A 6,102-nucleotide genomic window follows, 5' to 3' on the forward strand; every position below is an offset into this window, starting at 1 on the left:
ATCGGCGTCGAGAAGGTCGAGCTTGACGAATTGTTCAAGCGCGCCGATTTTATCACTTTGCATACGCCCCTGACGGATAAGACCCGCAACATCATCGACCGATCCGCCCTTGCCAGGATGAAGAAAGGCGTGCGCATCATCAATTGCGCCCGCGGCGGCCTGGTCGACGAGCAGGCTCTGGTCGATGCCTTGAATTCCAAGCAGGTCGCCGGCGCGGCGTTCGACGTCTTCGTCGAGGAGCCGGCTACCCACAATGTGCTGTTCGGCCATCCCAACGTGATCTGTACGCCGCACCTTGGCGCCTCCACCACCGAGGCACAGGAAAATGTCGCGCTGCAGGTGGCCGAGCAGATGTCGGACTATCTCTTGACCGGCGCGATTTCCAACGCCGTCAACTTCCCCTCGATCACGGCGGAAGAGGCGCCGAAGCTGAAGCCGTTCATCGAATTGGCCGAAAAGCTCGGCTCGTTCGCAGGCCAGCTTACCGAAAGCGGCATCCTGAAGGTGCAGATCACCTATGAGGGCCACGTCGCCGAAATGAAGATCAAGGCGCTGACCTCGGCGATGCTGTCGGGCCTGCTGCGGCCGATGCTGGGGGACGTCAACGTCGTCTCGGCGCCGGTCGTTGCCAAGGAGCGCGGCATGGTGGTCGACGAGATCGTGCGCGCGGCGCAGAGCGATTACGAAAGCCTGATCACGGTCACCGTCACCACCGAACGGCAGGAGCGGTCGGTGTCCGGCACGGTCTATGCCGACGGCAAGCCGCGGCTGGTCGATATCAAGGGCATCCGCGTCGACGCCGAATTCGGCAAGTCGATGATCTACGTCACTAATGAGGACAAGCCGGGTTTCATCGGCCACTTCGCGAGCCTGCTCGGCGATGCCGAAATCAACATCGCGACCTTCCATCTCGGCCGCACCAAGCAGGGCGGCGACGCCATCGCGCTGGTCGAGGTAGACGGCGCCGTGCCGGCGGACGTGCTGGCCAGGGTGCAGGCGCTGCCGCAGGTGAAGCAGGCCAAGGCGCTGGTGTTCTGAATCCCTCACTCCTTGACCGCGCCCGTCAGCGACGAAACGTAGTAATCGACAAACAGCGAATAGAAGATCGCGACCGGCAGTGAGCCGAGCAGCGAGCCCGCCATCAGCGCGCCCCACTGATAGACGTCGCCGGACACGAGTTCGGTCAGGATAGCGACCGGAACGGTCTTGTTGGCACTGCTCTGGATAAAGGCCAGCGCGTAGATGAACTCGTTCCACGACAGCGTGAAACTGAAAATGCCGGCCGAGATCAATCCGGGAATGGCCAGCGGCAGCGTGATCCGCCGCAGAATCTGCAGCCGGGTGGCGCCATCCACCAGCGCGCATTCCTCGAGCTCGTAGGGGATCGATTTGAAATAGCCGATCAGGAGCCAGGTGCAGAACGGCACCAGGAAGGTCGGATAGACCAGGATCAACGCGAGCGGGCTGTCGAACAGTCCAAACTGCACGACCACCGTCGCCAGCGGAATGAACAGGATCGACGGCGGCACCAGATAGGCCAGATAGATGCCGAGCCCGACATAGCCGCTGCCCCTGAAGCGCAACCGCTCGATGGCATAGGCCGCGAGCGTGCTGGCGAACAGCGAGAGGAAGGTGGCGCCGATGGCGACCGACATCGTCGTCAGCAGCCAGTGCGGATAGGCGGTCTCGAACAGGAGATGCTTGATATGGGCGAGCGTCGGCGAGGAAATCCAGAACGGATTGTGGGCCTTGTAGTTGAGCAGCTCCGCGTTTGGTTTGAAGGATGTGATCGCCATCCAGTAGAACGGAAACAAGAGGATCAGCACAAAGCACGACAGTGGCAGATAGATCGTCACGCTCCGGCGCGCCCGCGAATCCCAATGCATGGTTTCGGGTATGGCGCTAGCGACATTGCCCGACTTGGCGACGGCCGCCAGCAGTTCAGTCATTGCTTGCTCCCTGCTGCCACTTGCGCCGGGCGAGGCCGAAATAGCTGAACAGCGTTGCGAACACCAGGAACGGCACCATCGACACCGCGATCGCCGCGCCCTCGCCGAGTTCGCCGCCGGCGATGCCACGCTGGAACGCCAATGTCGCCAGCAGGTGGGTGGAGTTGACGGGGCCGCCGCGGGTGATGGCGTAGACCAGCTGGAAGTCGGTGAAGGTGAAGATGATGGAGAACGTCATCACGATCGCCAGGATCGGCATCATCATCGGCAGGGTGATGTAACGAAAGCGGTGCCATGCGCTGGCGCCATCGAGCATGGCCGCCTCGTAGAGCGAGGGCGAAATGGTCTGCAGGCCGGCCAGCAGCGAAATCGCGACGAAGGGAATGCCACGCCAGATATTGGCGGCTATCAGCGAGAAGCGCGCCGGCCATGGCGTGCCGAGGAAGTCGATATTGCTGGTTCGGACGTGCAGTACGTCCACCAGCAGATAGGAAATGATGGAGAATTGCGGATCGTAGATCCACCAGAAGGCCAGCGCTGACAGCACCGTCGGCACGATCCAGGGCAGGAGCACGATGGCGCGCAGGATGCTTTTGAACGGAAAGTGGTTGTTCAAGAGCAAGGCCAGCCAGAAACCCAGCGCGAATTTTCCGAAGGTGGCGACGGCCGTATAGAAGATGCTGTAAAAGACCGCGTTCCACCATATGGAATCGCTCAGCAAATACTGGAAATTCTCCAGGCCGACGAAGACCCCGCGGTGGCCGACCGTGGTATCGGTGAAGGCGAGCCAGATGCCGAGCCCCAGCGGATAGGTCAGGAATACCAGCAACAGACCGATCGCGGGCGTCAGGCAGATGACGATGAGAAATGGCTTGGCGTCGAACAAACGTGTCAACCAGCCCGGCTGAACCTGGTTTGAGCGTCGAGGGAGCGCTGTTGTCAGAGACATATCGTCCTCCCTGCGGCCCGACTTGCGCGGGCGCGCATTCGCGCGACCCAATGGCTTGCAATGGCGCCGTGTATGCTGCTACCGACGAAAATACCGCCTGGCGCGGCGTTCCGCTTCGGCGGCCGCGGCTTCAGGCGTTGCAGCATCGGTCGCGACCGACGCGCACATCTGCACCAGTACGTAATCCGCATTGACGGCGCCGCTGGCCACTGAAATCGGTCCCTTGTAACCATTCCAGTATTGATTGGCCATTGTATCCTTGAAGATCCTGACCTTGGGATCTCCCGACCACACCGCGCAATCCGCATAGGCGTTGAGCGGATGCGCCCAATAGCCGTTATTGGCGTTGATCCAGGGTTCATATTGCTCGCGCTCCAGCATGAATTGCAGGAATGCCTTGGCGGCGTTGGGATAGGGACTGTGCCTGAACAGCATCGCGTTCAGGGTGAGTCCCGACATCGGCGACGTCTTGGCAAGTCCCTGCGGCATGAACTGATGTTCGGTGTCGTCGGCGATCGGTTTGGTGGCGGGGTCCTTCCTCAGCGAAAAGTACAGCGAGACCCCGTTGGAAGTCAGCGAAATGTCCTCGGCCGAGTAGGCGCGATTGTTGCTGACGTCGTTCCAGGAGGTCGTGCCGGCAATGAAGGTCGGATACAGCAGCTTGAGATAATTGAGCGCGGCGATGGTCTCCTTGCTGTTGATGATGACGTTGCCTTCCTCGTCGAGCAGCGCGGCACCGTGTGACCACAACAGCCAGTTGGCGAAGCCGTTGCCGTCGCCGACCGCGTTGCCGAGCGCGAATCCGGCCGGCTTTCCGGCCCTTTGCAGCTTGCGGCAAAGCTCCAGCAGGCCGGCATGATCATCCGGAACCCGCTGATAGCCGGCGGCCTGGACCATCGACTTGCGGTACACCAGCGGGCCGCCGCTGGCGCCGAACGGCAGCCCGATCCACGCATCGCTCCTGTAACGCCTGCCGTATTTCTCCGCCAGAAACATCCAGCCGCCATAGCGCTTGCCAAGATAGGCGGCGACGTCGGTCAATTCGACCAGTTTGTCGGCATAGATGTGCGGCGCATCCGAGAAACCGACAATGATATCCGGTCCGGCACCACTGTTCGAGGTCACTGCGGTCTGCTGATTGATGTCCTCCCAGCCGACGAAATCGACCTTGACCGGGACGCCGGTCTGTTCGGTGAATCGCGCCGCGTTGGTTCGAAACACATCCTCGTCCGGCTGCACGAATCGCACCGGTCGCAGCATGCGCAGGCTGGCGCCCTTTTCGATCGCCAGCGCGGGAGCCGGCACCTCGGCGACTTTGACGGCGGACGCGGCCGTTTGCGCCGATCCGCGGGTCGCGGCCAGCACCGCCGTGGAAAGCCCCAAACCCAACGCGCCGCGGCGCGTGATCACGCTGCTCATGATATCCTCCCTGAATCTTGGTCCGGCGTTATTCGCCGATACCGTTGGTCTTGCCTGACTGTTCGGGCCGTTCGGGCCGCGCTCCATGCTGACAGGTTGCCCGCGTCGATGCGAGCGATTCTGCAGCACCGAAGACGAGGTCTGTAAGTTTTCAAAATAGAGAACCGCACGGACTCCATGTCTCGAATTCCGCCGAAGTTTTATCCAATTGCCTAATTCGATAGCGCCAAGTTCCAATGTCCGGCAAGCCACATAAGCGTGCGCGGATCATGCCGCGGATGTCCTGACCGGTACCTTAGTGGCAATCACGTTTCTTTTTAAGCGAGGGCTTCGGAAATACCCTAAGTTAACAGGACTTTCGGGTTATTTGTGCGGAGTACCGGATGTGTTCCTACCTTCTGCGCTGGCGTGTCCGGTCTGCGGCAGGCGGGATCGGCGTCGCTGTGGCGACCACCCTGGCCGCTGCGCTACTCAGGGCAGGCGCGGGCGCGCTGGCGCCCGGGACCTTTCCGTTTGCGCCTTTCATACTTGCCATTCTCCTCACCGCGCTGCTCGCCGGCTACGGGGCGGCACTGCTGGCTCTGATGCTCGGTCTTGTGACGGGATGGTTCTTTCTATTTGAGCCGGCATTTGACTTCTCCTCGATACCCGCTCAGCACATTGCCAGTTCGATCCTCTTCATCATGGTCGGTGTTGCCGTCATCGTCGTCGGCCAGGCGCTCGTGACAGGCATCGAACGGGAGACGGCGCGGGAGCAGCGCCTGGCGCGAGCCCAGGCGTTCGGCAAGGTCGGCGATTGGGAATGGGACCTGGCAACAGGCGAGATCACATGGTCGGAGAATCTTTACCGGCTGATGGGCCGGGACCCTGCCGCTTTCCAGCCTTCTCCCGCCAATTTCGCGGCATTTGTTCATTGCGGAGATGTCGGGCGCATCGAGAGCGTTCTGCGGGAAGCGATTGCGAACGCAAGTCGCTTCGAGACCGAAATGCGTGGCGTCTGGCCGGATGGAACAATCCGTCATTTCGTCAGCCGCGGCGAAGTCATCGGGGATCGTGCCGGCAAGGCGTTGCGCCTGGTCGCCGTCGAGATCGACATCACCGAGCGGCGCGAGGCGGAGACCGCGCTGGCCAATAGCGAAGAGCGCTATCGGACGCTCTTTAACGCGATGTCGGAGGCCTATGTGGTCCATGACATCGTCTATGACGAGGCCGGCAACGCAATCGATTTTCGCGCGATCGAGGCCAATCCGGCCTTTGAAACTCACACCGGTCTGCCGCGCGATATCGTGGTCGGCCACCTCGCGTCCGAGTTTGCGCCGGGCGGCGATCCGCACTGGCTTCACTTCTTCGCCGAGGTCGTGCGCTCCGGCCAGCCCAATCGCTTGGAGCGCTATTCACCCCGGCCGCAACGTTGGGTTGATTTGCGCGCGTTTCCCCTCGGCGGACCTCGCCTTGGCATCATCTTCAATGATGTTACCCCGCGCAAAAAGGCGGAAGCCGAGCGGGAGGCCGCAGAAGCGCGGCTTGCCGCCGCGATGCAGGTGGCCGAGGTCGGGGCCTTTGAATATGATCCTGTCGATGCCTCGGTCGTGACCTCGGGCAGTTGCAATGCCATCTACGGCTTTACCGAAGTGCTGCCTTCACGTCCATTGTCGGATTATCTGGCGCGTATCGATGCGGAAGATGCGACGACATTCCAGGCGGAGTGTGAGCGCGCTAGCCGCGAGCGGACCGGGTTCGGCCTGGAGCATCGAATCCGGACAATCGATGGCCGCGCCAAATGGA

At 61.6% G+C, this 6,102-nt stretch carries 5 protein-coding genes; 2 read left to right on the forward strand and 3 right to left on the reverse strand.

Annotation, left to right across the window (positions count from 1 at the left end; all coding sequences use genetic code 11):
* Positions 1-1,038 (forward strand): NAD(P)-dependent oxidoreductase (locus ABSG20_RS27205; protein WP_423867574.1); only part of this gene is annotated, 1,038 nt, incomplete at its 5' end.
* Between the two features lie 5 nt (positions 1,039-1,043).
* Here ABSG20_RS27205 and ABSG20_RS27210 read toward each other — a convergent pair.
* The 3 genes from ABSG20_RS27210 to ABSG20_RS27220 form a co-directional block, all read right to left on the reverse strand.
* Positions 1,044-1,886, reverse strand: a complete 843-nt coding sequence (locus ABSG20_RS27210; protein ID WP_423867578.1) for a carbohydrate ABC transporter permease — start codon at positions 1,884-1,886, stop codon at positions 1,044-1,046.
* Between the two features lie 55 nt (positions 1,887-1,941).
* Positions 1,942-2,898, reverse strand: a complete 957-nt coding sequence (locus ABSG20_RS27215; protein WP_423867575.1) for a carbohydrate ABC transporter permease — start codon at positions 2,896-2,898, stop codon at positions 1,942-1,944.
* A gap of 78 nt (positions 2,899-2,976) precedes the next feature.
* The gene (locus tag ABSG20_RS27220) at positions 2,977-4,317 is read right to left on the reverse strand and encodes an ABC transporter substrate-binding protein (RefSeq protein ID WP_423867576.1); all 1,341 of its coding nucleotides are present in this window, start codon (positions 4,315-4,317) and stop codon (positions 2,977-2,979) included.
* Between the two features lie 383 nt (positions 4,318-4,700).
* Between ABSG20_RS27220 and ABSG20_RS27225 the strand changes: the two genes are divergently transcribed.
* Positions 4,701-6,102: PAS domain-containing protein (locus ABSG20_RS27225; RefSeq protein ID WP_423867577.1), on the forward strand; the 1,402-nt coding region annotated here is incomplete at its 3' end.

It is taken from the genome of Bradyrhizobium sp., assembly GCF_049512235.1.
GTDB lineage: Bacteria > Pseudomonadota > Alphaproteobacteria > Rhizobiales > Xanthobacteraceae > Bradyrhizobium.

Bases quoted from the DNA above. Each gene is read 5' to 3' on its own strand.
- ABSG20_RS27210 (WP_423867578.1), bottom strand. From the start codon at position 1,886: ATGCATTGGGATTCGCGGGCGCGCCGGAGCGTGACGATCTATCTGCCA.
- ABSG20_RS27215 (WP_423867575.1), bottom strand. From the start codon at position 2,898: ATGTCTCTGACAACAGCGCTCCCTCGACGCTCAAACCAGGTTCAGCCG.
- ABSG20_RS27220 (WP_423867576.1), bottom strand. From the start codon at position 4,317: ATGAGCAGCGTGATCACGCGCCGCGGCGCGTTGGGTTTGGGGCTTTCC.